Annotated in this window: 2 protein-coding genes; both read right to left on the bottom strand. The window is 60.2% G+C overall.

What is annotated here, in order from left to right:
• Window positions 1–1,888 (bottom strand): hydantoinase B/oxoprolinase family protein (locus tag WAW17_RS15770; RefSeq protein WP_422333887.1); only part of this gene is annotated, 1,888 nt, incomplete at its 3' end.
• A gap of 42 nt (window positions 1,889–1,930) precedes the next feature.
• Window positions 1,931–3,227, bottom strand: a 1,297-nt coding sequence (locus tag WAW17_RS15765) for a hydantoinase/oxoprolinase family protein (RefSeq protein ID WP_422333886.1), incomplete at its 5' end; no start/stop codon positions are given.

Raw genomic sequence — 3,227 nt, 5'->3', positions numbered from 1 at the left:
CTTCAGGGTCGTGAAGCGGATCACCGATGACGACCACGCCGTAGTCGCGCTCTGCCCCCGCGATGCTGACGTAGAGGTTCCGTACGTCGTCGAGAACGCGTTCGGGTTCCCGGTCGAGGGGGCTGCCCCAGCCGCCGCCGGCACAGGTCTGATAGCGGAAGACGCTGTTCGGGGTCGTCTGCCAGATAGGGTTGTCCCCGTAGTAGAAGTACTCGCCGGATGGGTCGAGCACCTTCGATTCGGGATCCATGACGCCGGTGACCGGCGTAGACCGGGCGTAGATTTCGTCGTCGGTCGCGATCAGGTCCTGGCGCTCAGCGACTCGAGCGACCTCATCGGGGAACAGCCACGCTGCACCGGCGACGCCGTCGCCACCACCGTAAACACCAATTCCTGGAGCTTTTTTCGTGGACAGGAGGGTAGTCCAATGCTCTGCAGCCGTTAGGTACATCGTGTCCTTGCGAACAGCGGCACCACCGCGGTGATATCCGGATCCTGCGGAGTCTTCGACGTACTCACGGCGCAGGATGACCACTGGGTTGTCAGTTTCGATCGACTCGATGGCAGGGTCGATCCCGTTGGCCTGGTAGAACGACTGGTAGCTGTCCGCGTCGCCCTCGTTTGTGGCCCCCCACGGCCCGTGCTCGCCCCCGCCGACAGCCATGCTGCCCCACGGTTGCCCCGTATCGGTGAGGCCGTAGGCGTTGTGGATGCCCATGGAACCGAAGTCGCCGGCAACCGCGTTCTTGCCGAGCGCGGTGTCGAGTGCCTCGAAGATCGCCTTCATCAGTGGCTGGGTAGCTTCCCAGTACATGAAGATCGCGCCGTCCGGGGGCGTAGCGCTGACCACCGTGCCGGCGGGCAGCACCACATCGATATTCCGGAAGGCTCCGGAGGTGTACGGAGTAGTGGGGTCGATCAGGAACTTCAGCGCCATCACCACCGCGGACTTCGCATCCAGTGCGGCTGCGTTGATGCTTGTGCGGGCCTGAGGCGAGGTGCCGCTGAAATCGACTTCGAGCCGGTCCCCGACCTTGGTGAGAGCGACGTGGATTTCGTATTCCCGGGATTGGTCGACCGCATCGGCATCGATGTATCCCACACCCGTATACGTGCCGTCGGCAATCTTGCTCAGTGCCGAGGCCATCGACTCCGCTGACGAGTCGACTGCGTAGCGGATCGCGCCGAAATATGCCTCGAGTCCGTACCTTTCAACGCTTTCCAGGATCAAACGTTCGCCGAACTGGAGGCTCTGATCGATGGTCTTGATGTCGGGCAGAATGATTCCGCCGAACCTCGAGTTGTCGAACAGCAGGTTGAACGTGCTTTTCACCGGCTTGTTGTCCCGGTAGAGAAGAATCGGGGCGAGAACGAGGCCGTTCTCGAACACATTGTGCTTCGTGGCGCTGAAACCGCCCGGGACTACTCCACCGATATCGAGCTGGTGGGCTTTCACCGACACGAACGAAACGATACGGTCACCGGAGAAAACCGGACGGATGAAGCAGACGTCGTTGACGTGGGTACCGACCCGGTAGGGGTCATTGGCGGCGACGATGTCGCCAGGACGCAGGTTCTCGGGGCCGAACTCCTCGATCGTGATGCGGACCGCCTCCGACATCGAACCGAAGAACGCTGCCAAGCTGTTGCCTACCGCAGGCATCTGGTAGTTCAGTTCGGGAGGGCCCGAGATCGTCGCGTTGAAGTCGTACCAGTCGCGCAGAATCGGTGAGAACGCATTGGTCAGGATACGTGTACTGAGATGCTCCAGAATATATCTCATCCGGTTGGACAGTACCGTCGCCGTGAAACGGTCGCAGGTGTAGCGCGCATGGAATTCTCGGTCATCGAGATCGCGCAATGCGATCGGACTCAAAGATGTTGACATGATTGACAATCCTCAGATTATGAAGGTCTGGTTGCGTGCCGGTCAGAGCTGACGAATACGAAGCTCGCCGTACTTACCAACAGTTGCCTGCTGATTCGGAACAACGAAGGTTGTCGACAGCGCCTCACGGATAACGGCTGGACCATCGATGACATCACCTGCCATCAGAGTGGAACGCTCGTATACATTCGCTTGGAGGTCGTCGGGAGCCAGATACTTGATCGTCGTCGTACCCGTCGGGACGGGGCCGCCGGAGGTCCGAGAATCCAGGACGGGGTACTCGACCTTCGGCGTGGGAACAACAGCTTGCACCCGAAATGTCGCTGCCTGAACGGGAATGAAGTCGAAGCGATTTCCTGAACGTTCCAGGTACGTCTCGTGGAAGGCCTCGATCATCTCGTCGATACTTTCAGCAGTAAGGTCGCCGGCGGGCGCCTTCACGAATGGCGTCTCCCAAGACTGGCCGACGAGCCTTCCATCGAAGGAACGGGCAAAGACTACCGAATCGCGCTGCGCCTCAGGGATGCTGGCCCGCAGTTCGTCCTCTATACCCTGGAAAATCCTGGTCAACTCCTCCGCCACATCCGGGGTCAAAGTGTGATAAGCGCTCTTGCTCGCCGCATACACCAGGTCCGAACTGACCAGCCCGAGGGCCGAGAAGAGTCCGGGATGCGGCGGAACCACAATCTCCTTCGCCTTCACGTATTCCAAGGTCGCCGGCAACAGCATCGGTCCGGCTGCGCCATAGGCGATGAGGCTGTAGTCGCGCGGATCGATGCCATGGCTGACGGCGACATTGGTCAATCCCTCAGCGATATTGTGAATACCGATGTGGAAGGCGAACGAGATACGCTGCTCGAGAGTGAGGTTGGTGTCGAGTCGTTCGAACGCTTGACGTGACAGCTCCGGATCGAGGGTCAATTGTCCACCGGCGAAGTTTTGACCGTCGACGATTCCCATCAACAGACATGTGTCGGTGGTTGTCGGATGCGCACCGCCGAGTCCATAACACGCCGGTCCGGGATTGGCACCGGCAGATCCCGGACCGACCAGCAGATCGCCGGCACCGTTGATGGTGACGATACTTCCTCCACCAGCGCCGATCGCCGAAATTTCATTTGACAAGGTGTTGACGACCAGGTCGTGCTCCAACTCGATGGTCGTGTCGACGAAAGGCTGCGAGCCCGTGACGAGGCTGATGTCGCAGGAAGTTCCCCCGATGTCGGCGCACAGTAGTTCGGACGCACCGATCAGCTTCCCGAAGTGCGCGCTCGAGACCGTACCGGCCGCAGGACCGGAGAACACGATCCTGAACGGATGCTTGACGGCACTCTTAGCC

The organism is Rhodococcus sp. (in: high G+C Gram-positive bacteria), from assembly GCF_049286785.1.
Lineage (GTDB): Bacteria > Actinomycetota > Actinomycetes > Mycobacteriales > Mycobacteriaceae > Rhodococcus_F.
The sequence above is the reverse complement of the archived record's forward strand: the minus strand, read 5'-3'. Positions and strand labels throughout refer to the sequence as shown.